The organism is Slackia faecicanis, from assembly GCF_003725295.1.
In the GTDB taxonomy this organism is placed as follows: Bacteria; Actinomycetota; Coriobacteriia; order Coriobacteriales; family Eggerthellaceae; genus Slackia; species Slackia faecicanis.
Map to the genome: position 1 here is coordinate 12,800 of NZ_QICB01000008.1, position 25,155 is coordinate 37,954.

At 60.9% G+C, this 25,155-nt stretch carries 23 protein-coding genes and 3 tRNA genes; 18 read left to right on the forward strand and 8 right to left on the reverse strand.

From position 1 onward, the window contains the following. Positions 1-174: 174 nt before the first annotated feature. The 5 genes from DMP07_RS08110 to DMP07_RS08720 all read right to left on the reverse strand — a co-directional run bounded on the left by DMP07_RS08110 (position 175) and on the right by DMP07_RS08720 (position 5,990). A complete protein-coding gene (locus tag DMP07_RS08110; protein ID WP_123198649.1) occupies positions 175-717 on the reverse strand; it encodes a DciA family protein in 543 nt (180 codons plus the stop codon). Beyond that, positions 705-1,844, reverse strand: coding sequence for a DNA replication/repair protein RecF (gene recF, locus DMP07_RS08115; protein ID WP_123198650.1), 1,140 nt, complete (start codon positions 1,842-1,844; stop codon positions 705-707). Before recF ends, DMP07_RS08110 begins: the two co-directional genes overlap by 13 nt. Positions 1,845-1,854: 10 nt before the next feature. After that, on the reverse strand, positions 1,855-2,952 hold the full coding sequence (dnaN, locus tag DMP07_RS08120) for a DNA polymerase III subunit beta (protein ID WP_123198651.1): 1,098 nt from the start codon (positions 2,950-2,952) through the stop codon (positions 1,855-1,857). Positions 2,953-3,150: 198 nt separating this feature from the next. Then, on the reverse strand, positions 3,151-4,815 hold the full coding sequence (gene dnaA / locus DMP07_RS08125) for a chromosomal replication initiator protein DnaA (RefSeq protein ID WP_123198684.1): 1,665 nt from the start codon (positions 4,813-4,815) through the stop codon (positions 3,151-3,153). An 821-nt stretch (positions 4,816-5,636) separates the two neighbouring features. Beyond that, positions 5,637-5,990 carry a hypothetical protein gene (locus DMP07_RS08720; protein ID WP_148039660.1) on the reverse strand — a complete coding sequence of 118 codons (354 nt, stop codon included), beginning with the start codon at positions 5,988-5,990 and terminating at the stop codon, positions 5,637-5,639. Positions 5,991-6,256: 266 nt separating this feature from the next. Between DMP07_RS08720 and rpmH the strand changes: the two genes are divergently transcribed. The 10 genes from rpmH (at position 6,257) to rlmN (ending at position 12,684) form a co-directional block, all read left to right on the forward strand. Beyond that, complete coding sequence (rpmH, locus tag DMP07_RS08130; protein ID WP_040626826.1) at positions 6,257-6,391, forward strand: 50S ribosomal protein L34; 135 nt, start codon at positions 6,257-6,259, stop codon at positions 6,389-6,391. Positions 6,392-6,406: 15 nt separating this feature from the next. Next, positions 6,407-6,763 (forward strand): ribonuclease P protein component, encoded by a 357-nt coding sequence (gene rnpA, locus DMP07_RS08135; RefSeq protein ID WP_123198652.1) that lies wholly within the window; start codon positions 6,407-6,409, stop codon positions 6,761-6,763. Between the two features lie 33 nt (positions 6,764-6,796). Continuing rightward, the gene (gene yidD, locus DMP07_RS08140) at positions 6,797-7,051 is read left to right on the forward strand and encodes a membrane protein insertion efficiency factor YidD (protein ID WP_123198653.1); all 255 of its coding nucleotides are present in this window, start codon (positions 6,797-6,799) and stop codon (positions 7,049-7,051) included. 14 nt (positions 7,052-7,065) lie between these two features. Beyond that, complete coding sequence (locus DMP07_RS08145; protein WP_123198654.1) at positions 7,066-7,836, forward strand: YidC/Oxa1 family membrane protein insertase; 771 nt, start codon at positions 7,066-7,068, stop codon at positions 7,834-7,836. 52 nt (positions 7,837-7,888) lie between these two features. Next, entirely contained in the window at positions 7,889-8,455 is a 567-nt protein-coding gene (locus DMP07_RS08150; protein WP_244594952.1) for a Jag family protein, read from the forward strand. A gap of 168 nt (positions 8,456-8,623) precedes the next feature. Next, positions 8,624-9,334 carry a 16S rRNA (guanine(527)-N(7))-methyltransferase RsmG gene (gene rsmG / locus DMP07_RS08155; RefSeq protein WP_123198655.1) on the forward strand — a complete coding sequence of 237 codons (711 nt, stop codon included), beginning with the start codon at positions 8,624-8,626 and terminating at the stop codon, positions 9,332-9,334. Between the two features lie 83 nt (positions 9,335-9,417). Beyond that, positions 9,418-9,543 carry a hypothetical protein gene (locus DMP07_RS09070; RefSeq protein ID WP_280176198.1) on the forward strand — a complete coding sequence of 42 codons (126 nt, stop codon included), beginning with the start codon at positions 9,418-9,420 and terminating at the stop codon, positions 9,541-9,543. A 123-nt stretch (positions 9,544-9,666) separates the two neighbouring features. Further along, the gene (locus tag DMP07_RS08160) at positions 9,667-10,671 is read left to right on the forward strand and encodes a ParA family protein (RefSeq protein WP_342210407.1); all 1,005 of its coding nucleotides are present in this window, start codon (positions 9,667-9,669) and stop codon (positions 10,669-10,671) included. Next, complete coding sequence (locus DMP07_RS08165; protein WP_123198656.1) at positions 10,664-11,593, forward strand: ParB/RepB/Spo0J family partition protein; 930 nt, start codon at positions 10,664-10,666, stop codon at positions 11,591-11,593. Before DMP07_RS08160 ends, DMP07_RS08165 begins: the two co-directional genes overlap by 8 nt. Before the next feature lie 68 nt (positions 11,594-11,661). After that, a complete protein-coding gene (gene rlmN / locus DMP07_RS08170; protein ID WP_123198657.1) occupies positions 11,662-12,684 on the forward strand; it encodes a dual-specificity RNA methyltransferase RlmN in 1,023 nt (340 codons plus the stop codon). A 98-nt stretch (positions 12,685-12,782) separates the two neighbouring features. Here the strand turns inward: rlmN and DMP07_RS08175 are convergent, their stop codons facing one another. After that, positions 12,783-13,277: a ferritin family protein gene (locus DMP07_RS08175; protein WP_123198658.1), complete on the reverse strand. Its 495-nt coding sequence runs from the start codon at positions 13,275-13,277 to the stop codon at positions 12,783-12,785. A gap of 178 nt (positions 13,278-13,455) precedes the next feature. Between DMP07_RS08175 and DMP07_RS08180 the strand changes: the two genes are divergently transcribed. Next, positions 13,456-14,409: a D-alanine--D-alanine ligase gene (locus tag DMP07_RS08180; RefSeq protein ID WP_123198659.1), complete on the forward strand. Its 954-nt coding sequence runs from the start codon at positions 13,456-13,458 to the stop codon at positions 14,407-14,409. A 97-nt stretch (positions 14,410-14,506) separates the two neighbouring features. Here DMP07_RS08180 and DMP07_RS08185 read toward each other — a convergent pair whose 3' ends face one another. Continuing rightward, a complete protein-coding gene (locus DMP07_RS08185) occupies positions 14,507-15,163 on the reverse strand; it encodes a hypothetical protein (protein WP_123198660.1) in 657 nt (218 codons plus the stop codon). 30 nt (positions 15,164-15,193) lie between these two features. Between DMP07_RS08185 and DMP07_RS08190 the strand changes: the two genes are divergently transcribed. From DMP07_RS08190 to DMP07_RS08205, 5 genes are all read left to right on the forward strand, one after another. Beyond that, entirely contained in the window at positions 15,194-18,217 is a 3,024-nt protein-coding gene (locus tag DMP07_RS08190; protein WP_244594953.1) for a helicase C-terminal domain-containing protein, read from the forward strand. Positions 18,218-18,220: 3 nt separating this feature from the next. Then, on the forward strand, positions 18,221-19,582 hold the full coding sequence (locus DMP07_RS08195; protein WP_123198661.1) for a hypothetical protein: 1,362 nt from the start codon (positions 18,221-18,223) through the stop codon (positions 19,580-19,582). A gap of 59 nt (positions 19,583-19,641) precedes the next feature. Then, the gene (locus tag DMP07_RS08775) at positions 19,642-23,040 is read left to right on the forward strand and encodes a hypothetical protein (RefSeq protein WP_161957061.1); all 3,399 of its coding nucleotides are present in this window, start codon (positions 19,642-19,644) and stop codon (positions 23,038-23,040) included. 165 nt (positions 23,041-23,205) lie between these two features. Continuing rightward, complete coding sequence (locus DMP07_RS08815) at positions 23,206-23,355, forward strand: DUF5679 domain-containing protein (RefSeq protein ID WP_009139803.1); 150 nt, start codon at positions 23,206-23,208, stop codon at positions 23,353-23,355. Between the two features lie 68 nt (positions 23,356-23,423). Next, positions 23,424-23,498 (forward strand) — tRNA-Gly (locus tag DMP07_RS08205). 270 nt (positions 23,499-23,768) lie between these two features. Here the strand turns inward: DMP07_RS08205 and DMP07_RS08210 are convergent. Next, complete coding sequence (locus DMP07_RS08210) at positions 23,769-24,458, reverse strand: 5-formyltetrahydrofolate cyclo-ligase (RefSeq protein ID WP_161957062.1); 690 nt, start codon at positions 24,456-24,458, stop codon at positions 23,769-23,771. Between the two features lie 132 nt (positions 24,459-24,590). Between DMP07_RS08210 and DMP07_RS08215 the strand changes: the two genes are divergently transcribed. Together DMP07_RS08215 and DMP07_RS08220 are read left to right on the forward strand one after the other, a co-directional pair. Beyond that, positions 24,591-24,667 (forward strand) — tRNA-Arg (locus DMP07_RS08215). A gap of 360 nt (positions 24,668-25,027) precedes the next feature. Next, positions 25,028-25,104, forward strand: a tRNA-Arg gene (locus DMP07_RS08220). Positions 25,105-25,155 lie beyond the last annotated feature (51 nt).

Consider the following 25,155-nt stretch of genomic DNA (forward strand, 5'->3'; position numbering starts at 1 on the left):
GGCCCTGGGTATCCGTGCGAACCGATCGCCCGACCTTCCGCGCAAGGGGAAAGCCGAAGCATCGCCAAATCATTTGAAGCTGGGGTGAATTGACATTCCGACAACCTGTTCATGATACCACAAAAGGGCTTTCATACGCCCTTCGAACACGTCGCCAGCGATGCTTCATACCGCCTACGAGAGGGGATTATCGCGTTTTTCCTTTTCTACCCCCGATTTCCACTCCAAGTCGGAAATCATGGCCCTTAGCAGCGCCTCTCGCAGCCGTTCGTCCTTAATCGGCGCGCATTGCCGCTCCAATTGCGCGCGCTTCTCAGGAGGCATGGGAACGCGCTGGGCGCGTTCGGCGGGAAGCGGCCCTCCCTCCTGGGCGCGAAACGGATAGTTTTTCTTCATCTTGCCGCGCGAAATGATGATGCGGAATTCATCGATGTCTTCGTTGAAACGCGCGAGCAGCTTCATTCTGATCAGCTCCCGGCGCGCGTCGAGCTCGGCGGCGAACAGGCTGTCGTCCACGTAGACGATGAGCACCTTGGCCCCGTGCTCGTTGATGATGTAGACCGCATTAGTGTGGTCGAGAAACACCGGCTCCACGGCATGGCGCCACATCTGCTTCACCTTATTCGCGCGGGCGGCCTTGGCGGCAAGCTCGCTCGACGTTGCGGTGGAACGCAGCGTTTTCTGCAGAACAGACGAAAACGGCATCATCGAAGCCATGGTTCCTGCCTTCCGAGGTCGATCACGCGCGCCGCATCGAGCAGGTCGCCGTCGAAACACGACGGGTCGGTCGCCGTGATGAACGTCTGGGTGTCTTCCGCCAGCAGCTCGACCAGAGCCCGGCGCCTTCGCGGATCGAGCTCGCTCATCACGTCGTCGAGCAGCAAGACCGGCGACGTACCGACGATTTCGCGCACCAGGGCCACTTCGGCCATCTTCCACGCAAGCACGAGCGAGCGCTGCTGTCCCTGCGACGCGAAGGTGGAGGCGTTCCGGCCGTCGATGAAGAATTCGATCCGGTCGTGGTGGGGGCCCACCACCGACCTCTTTCGCACGCGCTCTTCGGCCGCGCGGGCGCGCAAAGCGGCTTCGAGCGCGGCGCGGGCCTCGTCTTTCGCGTAGGAGAACGCGATAGGCGCGGCTTGGGCGGCGTCGCGCACATCCTCCGATTCCCACGACGGCACATAGGTCGCCTCGACCCGCTCGGCGCCGCCCGCCATGACGGAATACGCCTCGGACATGCGCGAGAACAGCTTCGCAGCCAGCGCCGCGCGGTACAGGTACAGCTGAACCGCGGCGGGAACGAGCATGTCGTTGACGCTTTCGACGAGCATCGCCGGCGCCTCGTCTTTCAACAGGGCGTTCTTATGCCTGACCAACCGTTCGAAATCGCGTTTGATCACCCGGTGGTTGCGCGAAAGCTGGCAGCCCAGAAGATCGAGCGCGGCCCGGCGCCGGGATTGCGCGCCCTTCGCTAAAACGAGGTCGTCCGGCGAAAACACCACCGAAGGCAGCAGGCCTTGTAGGTCTTGGACGGCCTTCTTCTTCCCGTTGAGGCTATACGAGCGAGACCCCGGCTTGATTTCCGCCTGCACCGACAAATCGCGCGAAGCCGAAACCAGGTGCGCGCTCAGGCGCGCGTTCGGCGCGTTCCAGCGAACGAGCTCTTTGGCCACGGGGTTTCGAAACGACCCGAACGCGGTCATGAGCTGAATTCCCTCGATGGCGTTCGTCTTGCCCGCGGCGTTGGGGCCCAGCAAAACGGTCAGGCCGGCCAGGCCGTCGAGCGAAAACGACTCGTAGCTACGGAAATCGCGGAATTGTATGCCTTCGAGACGAAGCGTCACGAAATGCGCCTTACGCGATGCGCACGGGCATGACGAGGTAGAGGAATTTCTCCTCGCCGGCGGATTTGAAAATGCCGGGCTTGAGCGGCGACTGCGTTTCCAGGTAGACCTCCGGGGTGGGGATGGAAGCAAGGCCGTCCAAGACGTACTGGTGGTTGAACGCGATCTGGGTGCTCTCTCCCACGACGTCGCAATCGAGAACGACCTCGGCCGACCCGACGTCTTGCGACACAGTGTTGACGACCGCATTGCCGGCTGCTTCGTTCATGTCGAATTTCACCGGAGACGACAGGCTACTGATCAGGCTGACGCGCTTGACGGCGGTGATGAGCTCCTGAGTCGAGAAACGCGTCTGCGTTGCATAGGAGCCGGGAATGAGTTGCTTGTAGTTGGGGAAATTACCTTCAATGCGGCGGTTGATGAACACCGTGTTCTGGTAGGTGAACACGATCTGGTTCTGGGAAAGGCCGATTTCGATCACGTCGTCGGTCTTCGGTAGCGAAGCGACTTCCTGCAAAAACGCGCCGGACACGATGGCTTCAAAGCCTTGCTGCACGCCGCCGAATTCGATTTCAGAAACGGCGAGACGGTAGGAGTCGGTGGCCACCATTTTAAGGCCTGCTTCGCTTGTGGAGATAAGCACGCCGGTGAGCACGGCATGGCTCTGGTCTTTCGAAACCACCTTGGCTACGCGCTTGACCATCGTGCAGAAGGCATCGAAGGGAACGACGATGCTGTTCGTGATGTCGACGGTCGGGAATTCCGGGAAGTCTTGCGCATCGAGGGTCTTCAAAACGAAGGAAGACTGGTCGCACGAAACGGAAACGGTTCCTTCGAAGGTTTCGAAGCCGACGGCTGCATCGGGAAGCTGCTTGACGATGTCGAGCAGAAGCTTCTCCGGAATGACGATGGCGCCTTCCTCTTCAACCAAGGCAGGAACCTCGTAGCGAATGGATCGTTCGAGGTCGGTGGTCTGCATGACGAGGCTGCCGCCATGGGCTTTGATGTAGACGCCGGAAAGCACCGGCAGGGTGGATCGAGAAGATGCTCCCTTGGACACGATCGTAAGCGCGTTGAGCAGCTCGCTCTTGTTGATGTTGAATTTCATGCCGGTTTCCCTTCTTCCTAGAAAGGTAGAGTAATAAGAATAGTAGTAGTAATAAGGACGGTTGAAATGAAGAAAAACCGACGTTTCAGCTGGTCATCATTGAAAAAGAGCGGCTGAATACCTGTTCCTGGGATCCCACCGATCTCCACCGGATTCCGGCGCCGATTTTTCTTTCCACCTTCTTCCCCGGATTTTGCTCTAGTTTTCCCTAATGTTTTTCATGATCAGCTCGATCTCTTCCTGAAGCTCCCGGCTCTTCGTGAGTTTCTCTTCGACCTGGCCGACCGAGTACATGACGGAGGAGTGGTCGCGGTCGAAGCGTTTGCCGATGTCGTTGTAGGGAATGTCGAGCATCTGGCGGCAGAGATACATGGCCACCTGGCGCGCATAGGCGATGTTGCGCGAGCGCTTTTTGCCCACGAGGTCGGCATGGCTGATCTTGTAGTAGCGTTCGACTTCCTTTTGGATGCTTGCCACGTCGAGGCGCTTATTGGCGCCGGAAAGGAAGTGGTTTTCAAGCAGAACGCGCACGTCGGGCAACGAGATGTCCGGGTTGTTGAAGTACGTGATCTGCGAGATGACCTTGGTCACCGCGCTTTTCAGCTCGCGTACGTTCGAGCTCGAGATCTCGGCTATATACATTTGTATGTCTTCGGGCACGTCGATCCCGTAGGCGTTTTCGGAAGAACGGTATTCCTCGATGAAGCCTTTGATGATGCCCAGCTTGGTTTCGACCTCCGGCGGCTGGATGTCGCAGGTTCCGCCGGAATTGAAGCGGCTCGTGTAGCGCTCGTCGATATCGATCGTCTTCGGCGCGCGGTCGGCGGCCAAAACGACCTGCTTGCCCATGTCGGTGAGCTTGTTGAACAGCTGGAACACGATATCGACCGTGGCCGATTTGCCCTGGAACTTCTGCACGTCGTCGATGAGAAGGACGTCCGCATCGAGATAGCGGTTTTGGAAGTTCAGGTAGCTGTCTTTGTTCTTGTCGTGCGCGACGACGGCCGCCGTGTAGTCGGACAAGAACTCGGAGGAGTCGATATAGACCACCCTCATCTGGGGGTTCGTCGCAATGATGTAGTTCTGGATCGCGCGCAGCAGGTGCGTTTTGCCCAGGCCGCTTCGGCCGTAGATGAACAGCGGGTTGAGGTTCTTTTTGCCCGGTTCCTCGGCCACGGCCACCGCCATGGAATACGCCAGGCGGTTGGAATTGCCCACGACGAAGGTTTCGAAGGTGAGGGCCGACGCGAGCAGCGCCGTGTCGTTGACGGCATTGCGCGGACGGCGCGTTTCGGCGCCGCGCGGGGTGGGCAGGATCTGCTCGACGAATTCGGTTTCCTCGCCTGCGGTCACGGGAAACATCACGTTTCCGCCGGTTTCGCCGGCGTCTTCGACGGGCGCAGGTTGGGCTTGAACAGGCGCGATGGGCTGCGTCGTACCGGAATGATGGGCCGGTGCCGCGGCAGGCTGCATTTCGTTTGCGACCGCCTGGTTCTGGGCGAGGTCGGCGACGAAAGGCTGCGCAGGAATGGGCGCGGGAGCCATCGGGGCGGGAGCGGCGACGGGAGCGGCCATCTGAACGGGCATGCCGGCGTCGCCCATGGGGTCGACTTCGATTTCGACCAGGTAGTCGATGCCGAACAGGTCTTTGAGAGCCTGCTGGATGGTGGTCATGAAACGGCGTTCGACCTGGCTTTTGATAAAGGCGGTGTCGGCCGTCACAATCAGGAAGCCGTCGGAAATCGCCTGCGGCTGCAGGCGGCTGAAGAAGGCGTCCACCTGCACGGGGTTGACGGAGTCATAGCCTTTGACCTGGTTGCAGACGAGCTGCCATGTTTCGTAGAGATTGCTGGAATCGACCATCATTGTCCGACCTTTTCTATAAAAACCCTCGTCAGAGGGTGGGGTATTCGTTCGTCAGGGTTTCCCCGGCGTATTCCGGGGCCTGCAAGCCGTACCGCGTCGCGTTTTTCCCTTAGAGAAAGGTGCGGCGACTCGGCAAAACCGCCTGGCGCAATTGCGTGCCGGATTCTTCGGCGGCGGTGAAAAGGCTGACGTCGCCGGTCCGATAGGCCGGGGTGCACGCTGTCGAAGACGGGTCTTCGAACGTGTTTTCGAGTCGAGCGCGGCTCGATGTCCGCGATGCGGGGTTCGCTTGAGAAATGGGCGTCGCATGTGGCATGCATCGGTACGCGTGCGCGCGAAAAACCGCCGCTCGATGGGGCGGCGAGCACTGGAGCGTTCTCCGATGTGTCCGAAATGTGTTGCAACGTCTTCCCGATTCCGATATTTTCGCCGATTCGCGTACCCATCGGAAAAATGAAGCGTCGTTTCCCCGAGTGGATTTCTCATTTTATGGTTTGTGGAAAAGTTTTCCAAGGGCGTTTTGCACCTCGTGTGGAATTTTCCACCTGATCACCCCGAGATTTTCCACATTTTCAACTTTTTATTCAGGAATCGTTGAAAGTATTGAAAACATGCGAAAAGAAAAATTCAATTGGGGAAAGATGACTTGAAAAGTGAGGAAAAGAAAAATACGAAAGAGGAAAATTGGCTGAAACCAGTAAGGTTATCCACGGGTTACTTACGAATACTCCCGGATTTTCAACTTCATTCTCATCAAAAATGTTAAAAAGAATAATACCAGTTCAAATGCTATAAATAAGATGTTTATTCCGATCGTTTCAACAGTTTTCACGGACCTGATTTTGGACATTGAAGAAACTGACTTTAGGTTTTCCACAGAGTAAAGAAAAGCTCGATTTTATTTTCAACAATTTCAACAATATCCCCAAGGGCACAGAGGTCACTTTGTGGAAAAGAGGATAGTTTTCCAGTTTTCCACAAAGATGGTTCAGTAAAAAATTTCTTTTCATGAAATCATGGAAACCGGGTGGATAGCCGATTGGGAAGAACCGAATGGTTTTCAAGAGTGCGGGGAAGGGCAGCCCGTTTTCCCCTTTCGGGCGGCGAGCGCGCCTGCCGGCGTGTGGAAAACCTCGTTTCGCAGCGAGGGGAGAGGCGTGGCGGGTTTCCATTCGTCGCATCTTACGTTCCGGCCGGCATTGCGTTCTGCGGTCGGCACTCCATATACGGCGGCGCTGCGTTCTTATACATATATATAGTAGGAATATCGTTTTATCGGACATTCGCACATACGCCCTCGACCGTGCGATCGTGCGGTGTTTTTCGCCTTATCCCTGTTGAATAAGGAAAAAATGCTTTACTTTTAATCTGTGCGAGGTATACTCGTACGGCTATTCATCAAAGGATTATGGTTTCTGTCCGTTGAAAGGGAGTCGATATGAAGCGCACTTATCAGCCGAATAAGCGCAAGCGCGCCAAGTGCCACGGTTTCCGTGCCCGCATGGCTACCAAGGGTGGTCGTGCCGTCTTGGCCGCACGTCGCGCCAAGGGCCGCAAGCGTCTTTGCGTGTAACGAAAGGTCATCGGTTTGAAATCGACCATTAAGTCGAGCGCCGATATATCCCTTCTTTTCTCGCAAGGAAAAAGATTCAGCACGCCGTTTCTGACGGTCATGGTGCTGGAGCATTGCAATCAACACGACCATGAGCTCGATCATGGTCGTGTTGCTTTTATTGCGGGAAAAAAGTCGGGAAATGCCGTCTGGCGCAACGGCGCTAAACGACGCATGAGGGAAATAGCCCGCGCATGCGGGGCTCCCTGGGACGGCTACGACGTTGTGTTTCTCGCTCGCGCCCCTATTCTCAAGGCGTCTTATAGTAAAGTGAGCAATGCGTGTTCTAAAGCCCTGTCGAAGGCGGGGCTTACGAGGTCTGCTTCGCGATAATGCTCCGGGCGGATACGAGAAGGTGCATATGTGATGATCAAGGCGGCTCTGTCGTTCATTCGAGCGCTGCCCAAAAACGCTGCGCTTGGATTGATAAAAGTGTATCGCGTCGCTATATCTCCTCTTTTTCCCGCGTGTTGTCGCTATATCCCCACGTGTTCTGAATACGGACTCATCGCCATACGGCGGTTCGGATTCATCCGCGGGGGGTGGCTGACCGTCAAGAGGATATGCAGGTGCCATCCCTTCCATCCCGGAGGGTATGACCCTGTGCCCGACGAACTGTAGAAAGGTGTAAGTCTATGTGGGACGCGTTCAAAGATTGGATATTCAGCTGTATCCAATTCTTCTTTAACTTCGTTGGAGACTGGGGTCTCGCGATCATCATCATCACGATCATCTTCCGTGCGATCGTCGCCCCGATCATGCACAAGCAGATCAAATCGAACTTCCAGATGCAGAAGATCCAGCCTCTGCTCAAGGAGGTCCAGACCAAGTTCGCCAACGACCCCGTTCGCATGAACGAGGAAATGCAGAAGCTTTACGCCGAGACCAAGTTCAACCCCTTGGCGGGCTGCCTGCCCATGCTGCTGCAGATGCCCATCTTCCTCGCCATGTTCCAGACCCTGCGCGAACTGGGCGGACGTCAGGGAGATACCGCGTACACGTTCTTCGGCATGGTGCCCGACCTCACGCAGACCCCTTCGGGCGTTTTCGGCGACGGCTTCATGGCGTTTTTCCCGTACCTCGTCCTGATGCTGGTGTTCGCCGGCGCCACCTTCCTTCCTATGGTGCTGCAGAACATCCACAACGACAGCGCGCAGCGTAACCAGATGCTGATCATGGGCGGCATCATGACCCTCATGATGCTCTGGATTTCCTGGGGCTCTCCCGCAGGCGTTCTCCTGTTCTGGGGCACGTCTTCGGTCATCGGCATCCTGCAGAGCCAGCTCACCATGCGCATCCTGAAGAAGGAAGAGGCCGCCAAAGAGGCCGAGCAACTCGAGGTCCAGCCGGTGAAGGTCAACGTCGAGCGCAAGGTGAAGAAGAAGCGTCCGACCAAGAAGCGCTAAAGAAGTTCTGTCGTCGGGCTTCGCGCCCGCGTCGTGAAAGAAAGGACCCGTCATGGCCGAGGAAGACATCATGGCCGAAGAGGGCATCGTCGAAGAGGATGCTCCTCGCGAGCTGAAGGGCGACAGCGCCCATACCGAGATGGTCGAGCTGACCGAAGAAGAGCTCGACCGCGTGGCGGATACCGCCATCGACGCGCTCCAGGGCATCCTGAAGCATTTCGACGTCGGTGAAGTGACCATCGACGAGTACGAGGGCGACGAAGGCGAGCTGATCCTGGATATCACAGGCGATAACCTTGCCATCCTGATCGGCCGCCACGGCAAGACCCTCGACGCGCTGCAGTTCATCATTTCCGCCATCACCACGCGTACGCTTGGCTTCCGCTATCCTGTGGTGGTCGACGTCGAAGGCTATAAGAACCGTCAGCGTCAGAAGCTCGAGTCCATCGCCGAGTCGGCCGCCCGTCGCGCCGTCTCCCAGGATCGCAACATCAAGCTGCGTCCGATGACTCCGTACGAGCGCCGCATCGTCCACCTTGCCCTGCGCAACCGCGACGATGTGGAAACTGCGTCCGAAGGCGAGGGCAGCGCCCGCCACGTGGTGGTCATTCCCCGCTAGAAGATTCGCACCTGCAGAATCGGGCGGCTCCTTGAATGCGAGGGGCCGCCGCAACGCCGCCTTCCATCATCAAGGCGGCGTTTTTTATGGGCGAGGCGTCGCGGCGGGCGCAGGCCGTGCGCTCGGATACAATGATGGCGCCGTACCGAATACGCGAAAGAGGTGGATATGGGCCGCTTGGCAGACATCATGACGCAATGCCATGGCATCGACATCGACGAGGCGCAGGAGCGCCTGTTGATGGACGACCTGCATGCGATCATGAAGGTGAACGAGACGATGAACCTCACCAGGATTCTTTCCGAAGAGGGAGGAATCGTGCTTCATCTGGAAGACAGCCTGACGGGTCTTCCCTTCGTCGAAGACGCGCCCGAAGGCGCATATGCCGACCTGGGCACCGGCGGCGGTTTCCCGGGCATGCCGATGTGCGTCATGACGGGAAGGCAGACTTTGCTCGTGGATTCGGTTCAGAAGAAGGTGCGCGCCCTCGAAGGCGTCGCCTCGCAGCTCGGCTTGGGCGACAAGGTGGACGTGTATGCAGGCAGGATCGAAGACCTCGGCCGCGAGCGAGCGGGGGAGTTCTCGGTGCTCACGGCTCGCGCGCTGAGCGCTCTGGGCTCGCTGATGGAGCTCGCCTCTCCGCTTCTGAAACGCGGCGGCCGCCTGGTGTGCTACAAGGCGCAGCCGTCCGAGGAAGAGCTGTCGTGCGCGCTCGGCATCCAGGACATGGTGGGGCTTACGCTGAAAGAGCGCCGCGATTTCTCTCTGAGCGACGGTTCGACGCGTTGCATCTTCGTGTTCGAGAAGACGGGCAAGCCGCGCGTCAAGCTTCCGCGCAGGGTGGGCCTCGCTCAGAAAGACCCGCTGCGTCCTCGCTAAGGGGAGGGCTTCGCCGAAACTTCCCGTCGCGAGAAGTTTCGGCGAGAATCCGTCCATCGCGGCGGAAACCATCGGGCGGCTGCATGCTGTTTCACGTGAAACATGTTGCAGCCGCCCGATTCGTTTCAGAGGGATTTAAAGAAAAAGAGCGGGTTTCCAATACGGCGATGCGCCATGCCGGCGAACGCTATAATAACGAAATCGAGTAATCAGGCCGTTTATGTCGCATCGGCCGGATGTTTCACGTGAAACATCGCTTTTCTCTATGTTGGCAGCGCTTTCGCGTACGAGCCGCATTCATTGGAATCATCGCCGCGTTCGAGGAGGAATCCGTGGGATTGTTTGATAGTTTCAAGCGTCAAGTGAGCCATCACGAAACGCCCGAGGTTTCGATTCCTCCCGCTTCCCATGCCGAAGAAAAAGACGAAGGGCTCGAAGATGCGCGCGTCGTCGAGCGCGAGGTGTGCGCCGAGCCGGCCGCGGACGAGCCGGTCGATGAAGGCATGCACACGTTCGTGGCGACGCCCTTGCGCACGTATGCGGACAAAAAGCCGGTGAAGCACGTGGTGGGCGCGACGAAGGTCATCGCCATCCTGAACCAGAAGGGCGGCGTCGGCAAATCGACGACGGCCATCAATCTGGGCGCCGCGTTGGGCGAGTTGGGCAAGCAGGTGCTGCTGGTCGACCTCGATCCCCAGGGCAACACGTCGAGCGGCCTGGGAATCGAAAAAGGCGAACTCGACCGCTGCGTGTACGACGTTTTGATCGACGACGAAACCACGCTGCTCGACGTGATCGTTCCCGACGTGTGCGACGGCTTGGACGTGGCACCCGCGACCATCAACCTGGCAGGCGCCGAGGTGGAGCTTGTTTCCGCCATGGCGCGCGAGAACAGGCTGAAAGAAGCTATCGGCTCGGTTCGCGGCAAATACGATTACGTGTTCATCGACTGCCCGCCGTCGCTCGGCCTTCTGACGGTCAATGCGCTCGTGGCCGCCGATAAGCTGCTCATTCCGATCCAGTGCGAGTTCTATGCGCTCGAGGGCGTGACCAAGCTGCTCGACTCCATGAAGCGTGTGAAAACGTATCTCAACCCCTCGCTCGATATATTCGGCGTGCTGCTGACCATGTACGACGGCCGCACCACGCTGTCCAAGCAGGTGGCAAGCGAGGTGCGCGGCTTCTTCGAGAAGCTGGTGTTCGACGCGGTGATCCCGCGTTCCGTGAAGGTGTCCGAGGCGCCGAGCTTCGGCCAGCCCATCACCGAGTACGATCCCACGGGCAAGGGCGCCCAGGCGTACCGCGATCTGGCGAAGGAAGTGGTGCGTCGTGGCTAGGAATACCAAGGGCGGCCTGGGCCGCGGCCTGAGCTCTTTGATCGGCGGCTACGAGGCCGCGACGGAAGAGCACGTCGAAGACGCCGCCGCCGCAAGCGGGGAAGGGGCGTCTGCGGCCGATGCCGCGCAGCGCGCCCGCCTGTCCGACGAAGTGGAGGTTTCCCGCATCTTCCCGAACCCCGACCAACCGCGCAGGCAGCTCGACCCCGACGAGCTCCGGGAGCTTTCCGCGTCGATCGCCCGCGACGGGCTGCTTCAGCCCATCTTGGTGAGGGAGTCGGGCGAAGGCTACGAAATCATCGCGGGCGAGCGCCGCTGGCAGGCAAGCCGCCTCGCGGGTCTTGAGAAGGTTCCCGTGCGCATCAAGAACGCTGACGACGACAAGGTCTTGGAGCTGGCGATGATCGAGAATCTCCAGCGCAGCGACTTGAACCCCATGGAAGAGGCCTACGGATACAAGCGCATGATGGAAAGCGGCAACAAGACGCAGGCCGACGTGGCCGCCGCCGTGTCCAAGGGCCGCTCCACCGTGGCCAATGCGCTGCGCCTGCTCGACCTGCCCGAAGATGCTCAGCAGCTGTTGTTCGAAGAGAAGATTTCGGCCGGCCACGCCCGCGCCATTCTTTCGATCCCGTCCGATGAAGGCAGGCGAAAGCTCACCGACAAGCTGCGCGAGGAAAAGCTGTCCGTCCGCCAGGCCGAAGCGCTTGCGCGCCTGATCGCGGGCAAAGAGGCGGCGGCAAACAATCCGCCGAAGCCGCCCGCGCCGCCGTTGTATCGCAAGGCCGCCAAAACGCTCGGCGCGACGCTCCATACCAAGGTGCGCGTCAAGAGCGCGAACGGCAAGAATAAAATCGAAATCGAGTTCAAGGACGAAGCGGATTTGCAGCGAATCTTCGATATGATGAGCAATCCCGAATAACGAAGGTTTCGAGGCCCCGGGCGCACGCGCTGTCGGGGCCTCGTTCGATACACGCCGAAGGAGAATCCATGGCACAAGGAATTGAAGCGTATTCGTACGAGGGCATCTGCGCCCTGATGAAGGAATGGGGCCAGCCCCGTTTCCGCGCGAAGCAGCTCATGCAGTGGCTGTACCAGAAGGGCGTCGATTCGTACGACGATATGAGCAATCTTCCGGCCGCGCTGAAAGAACGTCTCGAGATGGAAGCACCTCTGCATCGTGCCGAAGTGGTCGACAAGCGCGTGTCGACCGACGGCACGAGGAAATACATCGTGCGCTTCTCCGACGGAGCCGCCGCCGAAATGGTGGCCATTCCGTCCCAGGACCGTTTGACGGTGTGCTTCTCCACGCAGGTGGGCTGCGCCATGGGCTGCATCTTCTGCGCGACGGGCAAAGAGGGCTTCACGCGCAATCTGCTGCCGGGCGAGATGGTCGACCAGGTGCTGATCGCCCAGAAAGACATGGGCATGCGCGTGACCAACCTCGTCGGCATGGGCCAGGGCGAACCGTTCTTGAACTACGACAACGTCATGGCCGCCATGAGGCTTGTGAATTCGCCTGACGGCCTGAACATCGGCGCCCGCAAGATCACCATTTCCACCTGCGGCATTCTTTCCGGCATCAGGAAATTCGCCCACGAGCCCGAGCAGTTCACGATGGCCATCTCGCTGCATTCCGCGCTGCAGAAGACCCGCGACGTGCTCATGCCCTCCATGGTGCACCAGACCTTGTCCGACCTGAAGCAGGATATCCGCGCATACCAGGACGAATCCGGCCGCCGCGTGACCTACGAATACGTGATGATCGACGGCTTGAACGACGACGACGAGCACCTGGGCGCCCTGATCGATTTCTGCCGCGGCACCATGTGCCACGTCAACCTGATTCCGATCAACGAAATCGAAGGTTCGGTGCTGCAGCCGAGCAGCGAGAAAACCGTGAACCGCTTCGTTTCCGAGCTCGAAAAGCGCGGCATCGACGCCACGCTTCGCAATTCGCGCGGCTCCGATATCGCGGGCGCCTGCGGCCAGCTGAAGAACATGCGCCGCTAAAGCATTCTCGCGCGCCGCGCATCGCCCGCCCGACCGGCGGCACGAAAAAAAGCCACCCGATTCCGGGTGGCTTTTTCATAGGCTTGGCGAATGATTCGCTACAGCGCCTCGGCGGCCTTCTTGTAGCCGGCCTTGTGGGCGCCCTCGAACTTCGCGGTCATCTCGAAGAAGTGGGCGATGTCCTCGAAGCCCTCTTCGCGTGCGACCTTGGCGAACTCGGGGTACATGCTCTCCTCCTCGTACTGCTCGCCGGCAGCTGCGGATTCGAGGTTCTCCTTCACGCCGCCGAACATGCCCAGGTACACGGCCTCGGCGAGCGCATGGGCGGTTTCTTCGGCCATGGGGCGATCGAAAGCAGCGGCGGCTGCTTCTTCGCCGGCCTCTTCGGCGATGTGCTTCCACAGGGTGTACTTGCGGTTGGCCTGGGACTCGCCGGCGAAGGCGGCGGCCAGGTTCTCGGCGGTCTTGGTGCCGGTCACGTCAGCGGGCTGGTACTCGACGAATGCGACCTGGCCGGCGTGGCACATCGGGCATTCCTCGGGCGCGGAGCCGACGTGGAGATAACCGCAGACTTTGCAACGATAGATTTTCATGGTGGTACCCCTTTTCTTACGAGAACCGGAAACATTTATCGGCGGTTCAATGATAATGCTTCGATGTGTTCCCACGAAGGAACTTCATAACATATACCCGTTGGGATATATTGATGCGGCAAGAAGAGTCCTTCTGCGCTTTTCGGCGCGGAAAGGTCGTACACGGTAAGGACGGATAATGGCTTATTCAGGAAACCCGAAAGACTACGCGGTCGCGGTTCTGTACGGAGGAACGAGCGGCGAGCGAGAGGTGTCGCTGAATTCTGGAACGTGCTGCGCCCGTGCGCTCGAAGAGAAGGGCTTTGCGGTCACGATGATCGACCCCGCTTCGCGCGACGACCTGAAAAGGCTGGTCGAAGAGACCTTCGACGTGGCGTTTCTGGCCCTGCACGGCAAGGGCGGCGAAGACGGAACCATGCAGGGTTTCCTCGAGACGCTCGGCATTCCCTACACCGGCTCGGGCATTCTTTCCAACGCGATCGCCATCAACAAGGGCAAGTCCAAGGAGCTCTATGAAAGCGCCGGGCTGCGCGTGGCCGCATCGGTCCTCGTCGGCCGCAACGACGTGCTCGACGATGCCGATAGGCAGGAGATCGTCGACACCTGCGGCATTCCCTGCGTCGTGAAGCCCTCCACCGAGGGAAGCTCGCTGGGTATGACCATCGTGCGCGACGCGTCCGACCTGCAGGCCGCCCTCGACACCGCCCTCGCGGTTGACGACGAGGCCATGGTGGAGCAGTTCATCGACGGCATCGAGCTCACCGTGGGCGTCATGGGCTCCGACGACCCGACCGCTTTCCCCGTGATCCAGATCCTGTCGAACGACGACGAGTTCTACAACTATCACGCGAAATACGCCGCTGGCGGAAGCACGCATATCTGCCCGGCCCCCATTTCTGAAGAAGCCACCGATCAGGCCCAGGGCATGGCGGTGGCCGCCCATGCCGTTTTGGGCTGCAAGGGCATCTCGCGCACCGATATCATGCTCGACGAAGAGGGCCGCTGCTGGGTGCTCGAAACCAACACGCTGCCCGGCATGACCGACACGTCCTTGATTCCCGACGCCGCGCGCGCCGTGGGCATGGATTTCGGCGATGTGTGCGAAAAGCTGATCGAAATGGCTCTCGCATAGCGAGCCTCTTCGATAAAGCGCGCATCGCGCCTCGAAAGCAAATGGGCCGCCCTCGATCGGGCGGCCCTCTCTTTCGGCACGGCGGAGCGGGTTGGGGTTAGATGATTCCCATGGAATGAAGGATCCAAACGACCAGCGCGATGACGGCGAAGATGAACGCCCAGCTGATGATGTAGCACCCCACGTTGCCGCTGCGGCCTTTGTCGAGCATCTTGTCGTGGATGCTGCGATGGTCTTTGAGGATGGCGGTGCGGCCGTTTCCCTTGGGGATCTTCACCTTGTTGGAAGGCGTCCACGATTCGGGATCGGCGAGCACCGTGGCCACGCCGGACGGGCTCAAAGAGGGATCGGGGCGCGAGCCGTCGGCGGCGGCCAGCGCGAAGGTTTTCACGAAGCGCTCGAATTCGTCGGCGTAGCGCGGGGCGTAGGCGAAGATCGCGACCTGTCCCCAATAGACGCCCGGGTCGGGCTCTTCGCTATAGGCGGTGAAGCTGAGCACGTAGCGGATGACCCATCCTTTGGCGTGGTAGATGGCGAGCTTGTAAGAATCGGACGGGCTCAGGTACGCGAAGGTCTGCCCGTAGGGGTTTTTCAGCCACGCCTGCTGGCGTTTGTTCTCGTCGAGCTGCCAGACCACTTCGCCGCAATCGCCGACCGCGTAATCCGATCCCGCGATGACCGCGCCCGTCTGCTTATCGGGGGTTTGGAAACGGATATAGGAGCCGAAATAGACATCGGATGCGTTTGTAGGCATGTGGTTCCTTTCGTGATAGGCTAGCGGAATATGACCGAAATGAAAGATTTCATTATGCAGAATATGAGTGTATACGACTTCGTTTCCCAAGGCACTCCGGAGGATATCGTGCGGCGCTACGCCCGCCTCAAGGAGGTTGCCGAGCGTTCCGATTTCGGCGAGCTCGACCGCAACGTCGTGGTGCTCGATACCGAGACCACCGGCTTTTCCCAGAATCATGACGAACTGACCCAGATTGCCGCCGCGCGTCTCGAGCGGGGCGAAATCACCGATTGGTTCGTCACGTTCGTCAATCCCGGCAAGCCCATTCCCGACGACGTGGCCCGCCTGACCGACATCCACGACGAAGACGTGGCCGACGCCCCTTCGCCCGAAGAGGCGCGCGCCCTGCTTGCCGAATTCGTCGGCGACGCTACCGTGGTGGCGCACAACGCAGCCTTCGACAAGGGGTTCACGACCAAGAGCCCGGCAGGCTATCCTCTGATGGAAAACCTCTGGGTTGACTCGCTCGACCTGGCCCGCATCGCGCTGCCGCGTCTGAGCTCGCACAGGCTCATCGATTTGGTGAAAGCCTTCGACGCCCCGCTTTCCACCCACCGCGCCGACGCCGACGTGGAAGCGCTGTGCGCCGTATACCGCATTCTGTTGGCGGCTATCGCAGAAATGCCGCTTGACCTGGTTGAATATATTGCCGGCCTGGCGCCGGTCGAGGAATGGCCCACGGGCGCCGTGTTTTCGTGCATGGCCTCGAGCATGGCCGCGGTCGAAGAGGCCGCGCGCGGCACCGATATCGTTGCGAAGCGCTACCCGATGACCGTTCGCGGCCTGCGCCATGCGCGTCTGGCGCATCTCGCGCAGGATGAGGAATCGGCGGCGATCGAGCGCTATACCGGCTCGATCGAGTTTCCCGACGCCCGCGAGGTGGAAGAGGCGTTTTCCAGGGAAGGCGTGGTAGGCGGCCTGTACGATGAATTCGAGCCGCGCGTCGAGCAGTCCATCATGGCCGATAGCGTCCTGAAGGCGTTTTCCACGGGGACGAACCTTGTGGTGGAAGCCGGCACGGGCGTCGGCAAGTCCATGGCGTATCTGCTGCCGAGCGCCCTGACGGCTCTGCGCAGCCATGCGGCGGTGGGCGTCGCCACGAAGACGAACGCGCTGCTCGACCAGATCGTGTACAAGGAGCTTCCGTTGCTGCGCGCCGCGCTCGGGAAGCGCGGCCTGGGCACGCTCGATTACGTGGCGCTGAAGGGATTTTCCCATTATCCGTGCCTTCGCCTGGTGGACCGCCTGGTGCATGACGGCGCGCGCAGCGTGACGGTCATGGGCAAGCAGGTGAGCCAGGCGCCTTCGATCGCGGCCCTGCTTTCGTTCATCGAGCAAACCGAATACGACGATATGGACGCCTTGAAGCTCGATTTCAAGGCTCTGCCGCGCTATGCGTTCACCACCTCGTCGCGCGATTGCCTGCGCCGCAAGTGCCCGTATTACGGCACCCAGTGCTTCGTGCACGGCGTGCGCAAGAAGGCCGAGCACGCCCATATCGTGGTGACGAACCATTCGCTGTTCTTCTGCGACCTCGCCGCCGACCGCGGCCTTTTGCCCGAGATCCGCTTCTGGGTGGTCGATGAGGCTCACGGCGCCGAAGCCGAGGCCCGCCGCGCGCTGGCGGTCAAGCTCGACGCGTCCGAGATGGTCCGCCTTGCCAACAGGCTGGCTTCCGAAGATGCGAAAAGGAACCCGTTCGTGCGCCTCGAGCGCCGCGCGCCGCTCGATTCGGGAAAGCAGCCCGAGGCGAGCACGCTGTTCTTCGGCCTGACCGAAAAGGCGCGCGCCCGCGGAAAGGAATTCTCCGAGGCGGCGCTCGAGTACGCCCGCCATATGAAAGACCTCGTGGCGTGCGATACCAACAAGGGCAATAGAAGCTACGAGACCATCGACCTGTGGATCAACGACGCCGTGCGCTCCGACGAGCGTTTCGCCGCGCTGCGCGGATTCGCGAAAACCTTCCGTGAACAGGCGGAACGTCTGATCGCGGCGGGCAACGAGCTCATCGCGTTCCTCGAAGGCGTGGACGGCGTGGCCGATTGCCAGCGTGATATAGCCACGACGGTCATCGACGCGAAGGAAATGCTGCAGTCGTGCGAGCTGATCATGGAGGCGGCCGATCCGAGGTTCGTCTATTCCGCGAAGCTTTCGCGCAAGCCGGAGCGCGTGGCCGAAGAGCTGCAGGCCCAGGTAGTCGACGTGGGGCAGATGCTCGGCGAAACCCTGTACGAGCAAACGCAGAGCGTCGTGTACGCCAGCGCCACCGTAACGATCGGCGAAGACTTCAAAAGCTTCATGACGGCCATGGGCCTCAACGAAGGCGAGCCGTCGCGCGCCGACACGTGCCTTCTGGGCTCGAGTTACGATTTCGACGCGAACATGCAAGTGCTGGTGGTCAATGATATTCCCGAACCCAACCAGCCGGGCTACCTCGAGGCGCTTCAGGCGCTTCTGGCGAAGCTCCATGTGGCCCAGCAGGGCAGTATGCTCACGCTTTTCACCAACCGCCGCGAAATGGAGGCGTGCTTCGAGGCCGTCGATCCCCTTATGAAGGAGGAGGGTCTGCGTTTGGTGTGCCAGAAGTGGGGCGTTTCCACGAAGGGCCTGCGCGACGATTTCCTGAAAGACGAGCATCTGTCGCTGTTCGCCCTGAAAAGCTTCTGGGAGGGGTTCGACGCGCCGGGCGCCACGCTCAAGGGCGTGGTCATTCCCAAGCTGCCGTTCGCCAAGCCGACCGATCCGCTTTCGTGCGAGCGCGCTTTGCGCGATTCGGCGGCATGGTCGCACTACACGCTTCCGCAGGCCGTCATCGAAATCAAACAGGCGGCCGGCCGTCTGATCCGCACGTCCACCGATACGGGCGTGCTCGTGCTGGCCGACAGGCGCCTGCTGACCAAGGGCTACGGGAAAACCTTCCTGCGCTCCCTTCCTTCGAAGAACGTGAAGGCATGCTCGGCCGCCGAGGCGGTCGAAATCGTGCGCCGCGCGTCGGCGGGGCGGGACTTGTAGCGCATGGCCGGCATGAAAGGCGGCCGCTCCTTCAGGGGCATCGGCGCAAGCGTGCATATTAAAAAGAATACGGCGGGAACATCCAACGAGATTTCCCTTTCGGTGCTCGATGGCCTGAAGAGCCGGGCCGATAACGAGCTGGGCGAAGCCGACCCCAAGGTCAAGCTGGGCGATCTGTCGCTGTTCACGGTCTCCTCGAAAAAGGAGCGCCGCCTGTCCGCGAAAGACGAGAAGCTGCCCGCTTTGCCCGCGGCTTCTTCGTCTGCGCAGGAGAAGAAGGCGTCCGTGAAAAAGAAGGCGCGGCCGGCGGAGCGTGGCGCTTCGGCGGAGCGTCCCGCGGCCGGCGCGCGCACGGCCCGGGCGAAAAAGCCCACGCGCGACCAGCGCAATCGCGAGCGCGCGCTGCGCGATCCCGAGAAAGAGATCAAGCGCAGGAAGAAAAACCGCCGGGTTCGCCGCGCCGCCGCGATCGCCGTGGCGTCGCTTTGCTGCTGCGTGGGAATCGGCGCCGGCGTGCTGTTCGCCGCGAACGTCTACGAACAGGGCAGGGCGAATCTGGCGCTGCTTTCCCAGGCGTTCGACGAAATCAAGAAGGCCGATTCGCTCGTGCTCAGCATGGACGATATGGTGATGAAGGACGAATCGACCGTCACGGCGGAAGAACTCGAATCGCTCGAGCAGGGCATGGAAGACGCGGGCGTGCATCTCAACGCCGCATGCGCCTTCGCCGACGAAGCCTTTCAGGCGATGGGCGATTCCCCCGGAAAAGACGCCGCGCGCCAGGTGTCCGTATCGGCCGATGCGCGCCGCGACATGATGAAGTACGCCGAAGCGCTGCTTCATGCCGATAGCGACGCCCGCGGCGGCGTGGAAGCGGTGCAGGAATGCTGGCAGCGCGTGCTCGAGGCGGACGGCTTGATGAAAGAGGCCGCCGACCTGGTCGTCGATACCACGGTGGAAAACGTGTCCGCTTCGCAAAGCAAGTCCGAGCAGGCCATCGCGCTGCTCGACGAGGCGAAGGCGAGCCTGTCTTCCGCGCAGGAACGATGCCCCTCCGCCGATTTTTCGGCCCTTGCGGCGCTGATCGACAAGAAAAGGGAGCAAAACGGGTACGCGATCGAAAGCGATAAGGCCATCTATATTCAAGATAAGGCCACGGCGGAATCGTTCAACGAGTCGTACAACAAGGCCGACGCCGAAGCGGTGAAGCTCGCCGCTGCGCTTCCCGAGCGGCCGGCGCAGCCTATTTTGGACAGGCTCGACGCGCAAACCTCGGAGACGCGCTCGCGTTATTTGGACGCTCGCAAACGTGCTGCGGAATCGGATGCGTTTATTAGGGATTACCTAGGACGGCCGGGCGAATAGGATATACTTCAGACGAATATGCCCTTATCCATGTGGCTAGGAAGATTAAGAAGGCCCGTATGAGCAAACCTATCGACCATATCGCCTATCTCTCCCAAGAGATCGGCCCCCGCCCCGCGGGTACCGAAGAGGAGCAGCAGGCGGCTCTTTATATAACCGAGCGTTTCCAGAAGGAAACGCGCCTCCCGGTGAACATCGAGGATTTCACCTGCAGTTCGAATGCGGATATGCCCAAGCTTATCTGCTATATCGTGACGATCGTCGCGGTGCTGCTGGGTCTGTTCCTCCCCGTTGCCGCCATTCCCGCCGTCGTGGCGTCGGTTCTTTCCGCGGCCGTGTTCGTGGCCGAAAGCTTCGACAAGCCCGTTCTGTCCCAGCTCTTCATGAAGGGCGTGAGCCAGAACGTCGTGGCGAAATACGAGCCCGCCCACGATCCCGACGGCGCGGGCGCCCGTAGGCGCAAGGTCATCTTGGTGGCCAATTACGACAGCGGCAAGGTCCGCCACGACCTGGCAGGGTTCCTTCCCTCTATCAGGCGTCCCATGCAGTATGCGGCGCTTGCCTCCATGTGCCTGCTGCCCATCGTGCTGCTCATTCGCCAGTTCGCGTTCGCGGGCGAGGGCGTCGGCGCCACGGCGTGCCTGGTCATCGCCGTCGTGCTGTTGGTCGCGGTGGGCGTCCCCGCCGCGTTCATCGCGCTCGAGAAGGCGTCCGCATACAACGAGGGCGCCAATTCCAACGCATCGGGCATCGCCGTGATGCTCGAGGTGGCCCGCCGCATCGGAAACGGCGAGGCCGAAGGCGAGCCGCTCGCCGAAGGTGTCATGCATGATGAAGAAACGGCGCGCGCCGCGGGTGTCGTTCCCGACGGCGCATCTCTTTCTTATGAGCATGGCGGCGCTGAAGGCCCGTCGAGGGACGAATACCTGTCGGACGATCCTTCCGAAGAAGACCTCAGCCGCGCCCGCAAGGAAACGCGCAGCGCTCTGACCAGCGCCCCGATCGAAACGCTTGCCGCCGCCGCCGCGAAGGCCGCCGAGCTGCATGAAGCCGCCGAGGCCGCCGAAGCCGCGCGCCGCGAGCAGGAGGAGGCCGAGCGCCTGGCCGCCGAGGCCGAAGCCGCCGAGCGCGCCCGCATCGAGGAGGAAATGCGCCTGGCAGCCGAGGCCGCGAAAGCCAAGCCCGCGCCCACCGTGCCCGAGTGGTACCTCAAGGCCACCGAGAAGGCCCGCAAGAGCGAGCCTCTTCTGGGCAAGAGCGAATCTTCCTATCGTTCCCGTTATGCCGATTTCCCCGATGAGCGACGCATCGTCGAGGAAGAGACCATGCCCGAAGAGGAGCCGATTGAAATCCAGGAGATTCCCGGCTCCGTCGAGCAGGTTCCTTATGAAGACGATCTGACCGCCGTCGAGGCGGAGGCCGTTTCTGAAACCGTCGAGGAAGAGGCTCCCGCCGCCGACCAGGAGGTCCAGAGCGAAACCCAGGGCGAAGCCCAGGCTGCGTCCGAGACGCCTGAGGCTTCTGCCCAGGCCGACGTAGAGCCTGTTCAGACTGAAGGCGCAGAGCCTGCCGCGCCGCAGGCCGAAACCGCGCCTGCCGAGGCCTTCGAGGCCGGAGCCACCACGGCCATGCCCGCGGTGTCGGACGCCGGTTCGCTCGACCTCGATGCGTTGCGTGTCGCCGCGACCGAGGCGTCTTGCGCGCCCGTCGAAGCGGTCGAAGCCGACGTTTCTGCACCTGCGGCCGAGCCTGTGCCTGCACCTGCGGCCGAGCCTGTGCCTGCGGCTGAGTCCGTCGCCGCAGAGCCTGCACAGCAGGTCGAACAGGCCCAGCCGGTCGAGGCCGCTTCGCTTCCGGCCGACGCCACCGTGCCCGTGTCGCCGCAGATGATGTATTACAAAGAGCCCGAAGACCGCTCTCAGGAAATGATGGACCGCGCCCGCAAGGAGCGCTCCGTGGTCACGCTGACGGACGAAGAGGTCAAGGACATGACGGTCGCCGTCGAGGAGGCCGCCCCCGTGGCGTCGTCCGCCGAGGTGACTTCGATTCCCGTGGAGGGCGTCGTCTCCGAGCCCGTGCAGCCCGTTTCCGAACCGGCCGTCGACGCCGCTTCGACGGCGGTTCTGCCGGTCCAGCCCGCTGCGGTGCAGCCTGCGCCCGTCGTGCCGGCTCCGAAGCAGGCCGACCGCATCATCGAGGCCCGCGTTCCCGTGGTCGACCTTCCGAGCATCACGCTGCCCGCCATGGCGGCCGATCCGAAGCCCGTTTCTTTCGACGAGCTTCGCCAGCGCGCTCCCTTGGCAAGCGCGGCCGAGTCGAAGGGCGAAGAGGCGGCCAAAGACCTTCTGGCCATCAGCCTGCCTTCCATCGAAGGCCCGTCCGGCGCAACCGGTTCGTTCGCACGCGTCGACGCGGCGCAGTCCCAGAACACGAGCGTCAGCCTGACGGGTTCGTTCGCCCCGGTCGGCGCTGCAGGCGTCGCGCCCGTGGGCGACGAGCTGATCGAGAACGTCGACCCTGAAGAGGTGTACGTCGACGACGCCGACGACTCGGTGTTCGAGGAGGAGTTCACGGAGACGGGCGCCTTCGCCGGTCCCGGCTACGTGGAAATGCCCCAGTCTCGCGTCGGCCGCTTCTTCGGCAAGTTCCGCCGCAAGAAGAAGAAAGAAGAGGAGCAGAGCGCTCACGAATGGCTCGACGTCGATGAAGATTTCGACGCCCGCACCGCAGGCAAGGCCCGCGGCAGCTGGGAGAGCTTCCGTAACGAGGAAGACGACTGGCAGGGCGGCGCCTTCGACGGCATCAAGGCGCGCATGCCGCGTAGGGAAGACGAAGAGGGCGAAGGCGAGTTCCGCGAGGGCCATTCCCGCCTGAGCGCTCCCGCCGTTTCCCACGACGCCTTCGCGGCCGCTCTGGCGGCGGCCAATGCCGCGGCCGAAGCGAAGGGCGAAAAGCCCGTGTCCGAGGACGACCCCTACGAAGAGGACGTCCAGCAAATCTACTCCTTTGCGGCGGGCGATATCAACACCGAGGTGTGGTTCGTCGCTCTCGGTTCCGAGCTTGCCGGCAACGGCGGCATCAAGGCGTTTTTGGCCGAGCATGCTTCCGACATGCGCGGCGCCGTGATCGTGAACCTGGAGTCGCTCGGCGCAGGCACGCTTTCCTACCTCGAGAAGGAAGGCGAGCTCAGGCAGGCGTCGTGCTCGCCTCGCATGAAGCGATTCATCCGTAAGGCGTCCCAGGCGTCGGGCATCAGCATTCTGGCGAACAGGATCGACTGGCGCGAGAGCGCCGCGAGCTACGCGCAGAAGCATCGCATGCAGGCCATGACGCTGGTCGGCATGGACGGCAACAAGCCGGCCCGCTATGGCGAGGCCGACGACATCATCGAGAACATCGATCTCGATGCGCTCGATCGCAGCGCCGATATGGTCATCGAGCTGCTGAAGAACATCTAGCAACGAAAAGGCCGCGTGAATATGCGCGGCCTTTTTTATGAACACCGTCGCCGAATAAGGGTTTCTCGTGGGCGTCTTGCAAGTGCGCTATCATAGGATTCGTATGAGGGCTGCTCAGACGGCCCGTCTCTCCGGGGGTTCCCCGCCTGAAGTTTGGAGGTAACAATGGCGATCGAGGCATACTGCGTGAAATGCAAGGCTAAGAAGGTCATGCAGGATCCCGTCGAGGGCACGACCAAGAACGGCAAGCCGATCACCAAGGGCAAGTGCCCCGATTGCGGCACTACGATCTGCCGCATCGGAGCTGCGAAATAGCTTCCGTCCGTATAGCGCTTTTCCCGATCGCAGCGAAGGAAAAGCGCTATACTGTTCAACGTTTTTGTGCGGGTGTGGCCAAGTGGTAAGGCAAAAGCTTCCCAAGCTTTCATTCGCGGGTTCGAACCCCGTCACCCGCTCCATACGTAATTTCAGGCCATTGGGCGCTTCTTACCCGGTGGCCTTTTCTTTTTCAACCGTCGCTGAATGGCGGTCGGTCGACTTTCCGTCGACTCTTTCCGAACTAGGCTGTTTTCACGAGCCTTGGCGCGGGGCCGTCCTGGTTCCTCTCGCCGTCCTTTTCGGATAGCAGGAATGCCCGTCGGCGCATTCCCCGTCTTTTTCCTCTTTCTGTTGCCGGGCCGGAAAAGCGCCGTCGGTCAAGATTTCGTCGACTTCGACGCCATGGCTTGTTATGCGAACACGATGCAGGGAAGCGGCAGGTCGTGCTCTTCCGTGGGAACGCGGTCGACGCGCTGTTCTTCGAAGGCGACGCCTATGACGCGGCATGCGGGGGATACGAGCGAAAGGTAGGCGTCGTAGTTGCCTCCTCCGTAGCCGAGGCGCCTGCGTTTTTCGTCGAAGGCGACAAGGGGAACGATCATGGCGTCGATCGCCGAGGGGTCGACTGCGGGGAAGGCCGCGAGCGCCTCGTCGTCGGGCTTCATGCGGAGCAGCGGATTGCTCACGAAGGGGACTTCGCCCGCTTGCCAGGCGTCATGCGCAATCGTGCGCATTTCCATCGGCCTGCTGCTGCCTTTCGGGTTCATGCAGGGAAGGGCGACGTTCATTCCGTTGCGGTGGCAAAGGCCGATCAGCTCGTCCAGGTTCGCTTCGTCTTCGAACGCGGCGTAAAGGGCCACCGTGCCGCCTTCGCGCAAGGCCGGCATGTCGAGGGCGCGATCGTGCGCGATGACGCGCGCCGCGCTGTTTTCGGCGCTTTCCGCCGCCGCGCCGATGCCGAGCAGTCCTGCGAGCTTGGTGCATAGCGCGTGTGACTTCGCAGCGCGCTCCTGATGGGAAAGGGCGTTCCTTTTGGCGCGGATATAGCGCCTGACCAGGGTTTTTTCTTCGATGATGGAGCTGGTTCGATTATCGGACACGGGCGGGCTCCCTTCTTCGCTTCGTTTGGAACATGCTTCATTTGGAATATACCGAACAAAAAATGAAAAAAAATGAAATTAGTGTTTGACAACGCACCTGCTGCGAGATATTATAAATGAGCACTCTGAAATGCGCCGTTACCTCAGCTGGATAGAGGGACTGACTACGAATCAGTACGTCGGGGGTTCGAATCCCTCACGGCGCACCATTTGAAATCTGACCGCCTTCCGAGGCGGTTTTTTTATGTCTGGAGCCTAGTCCAGGCGTCCTCGCTTCTGAGCGGGATCGAGGAAGAGCCGACGAAAACGGGCGGAGCGGACGGGGCATGCGCCCTCGTTGCTTTTGGCGCCGCGGGTCGGCAGCGGAAAATCCCGGCGCCGATCCTGTTCCCGACATGCGCCCTTGCAGGGCCGCTTCGCGAGGGGAACGCTCTGCGGGGCTGCTTCGGACGACGCGGCTCCTGAAGCGTTCTCTGTCGCCTTCGTTGCCGATAATTTTTAAAAATTGGCGGAAAAAGTCTTTGACATGTTTTGGACTGGCTGCTATTATGAACGAGCTGCTTTGAAATGCGCCGTTACCTCAGCTGGATAGAGGGACTGACTACGAATCAGTACGTCGGGGGTTCGAATCCCTCACGGCGCACCATTCTTTTTCATGAAGGAAGCAGTTGCGGCGCGTAAGCGCCTTTTTTTATTT